Below are 924 nucleotides of genomic sequence, written 5' to 3' on the forward strand. Positions count from 1 at the left end.
GGGGCTCGACCCCCAGACCCGCCTGGAGTACCGGGTGAACCGGCAGGTGATCGTGCTCAACGACCTGTCGGCGGGGACGTTGTGGATGGCGGCGGACGAGTACCAGAAGGTCGACGACTGGGACGTCCAGATGCCGGAGGAGGCCGAGGGCGAGGAGGCCGACGCGGAGCTGACGAACCCCGAGCAGGTGGACCAGTTCATCGCGGACCGGTCCCAGCCGAACCGGCCGCCGCAGCCGAAGGACGACGCGTTCGGGGTGCGTCCGGGGCGCACGACGATCCTGCCGGTGCTGGGCAACGACGTGGACCCGGACGGGGACGTGATGACGGCGTCGCTCGTCGGGGACTCGCCGTCGAACGCGACCGTGCAGACGATCATGGGCGGCGCCGCGCTCCAGGCCGTGGTCCCCGAGGACGCCGAGGGCACGGGGTCGTTCCGGTACTCCGTGTCCGACGGCCGCGGCGGCGTCGCCGAGGCGGGCGTCACCCTCAAGGTGTCCCCCTGGGGCGAGAACGCTCCCCCCGAGCAGACCGGGGACCCGGTCCTGCGCGTCGCCCAGGGCGGCGCCGCGACGATCAAGGTGCTGCCCTTCTTCAAGGACCCGGACGGCGACGACCTGTACCTCGCGTCGGCGGCCGCGACGGTCGCGGGCGACGACGTGCGCTCGCGCCCCGACGGCACGGTCGAGCTGCGCGACGGCGGCGGCTCGACCGGGCGCAAGATCGTGACCCTGCTCGTCTCCGACGGCGAGCTGTCCTTCGAGGGCAAGCTGCTGGTCGACGTGGTGCCCGGTCCGCAGCCGCCGGTCGCGGTGAGCGACCACGTGGTGGTCCCGGCGGGGCAGCCGGTGACGGTCGAGCCGCTGCGCAACGACACCGACCCGAACGGGGACGACCTGCGCCTGGCGTCGGTCTCGGAGTCCGC

The 924-nt window shown here is 73.6% G+C and carries 1 protein-coding gene; it reads left to right on the forward strand.

What is annotated here, in order from left to right; genetic code table 11:
• A partial coding sequence (locus ACPCUX_RS18765; RefSeq protein ID WP_423389392.1) for an Ig-like domain-containing protein occupies positions 1 to 924 on the forward strand: 924 nt, incomplete at both ends.

The organism is Cellulosimicrobium sp. AB352 (assembly GCF_049538415.1).
Classification (GTDB): Bacteria; Actinomycetota; Actinomycetes; order Actinomycetales; family Cellulomonadaceae; genus Cellulosimicrobium; species Cellulosimicrobium funkei.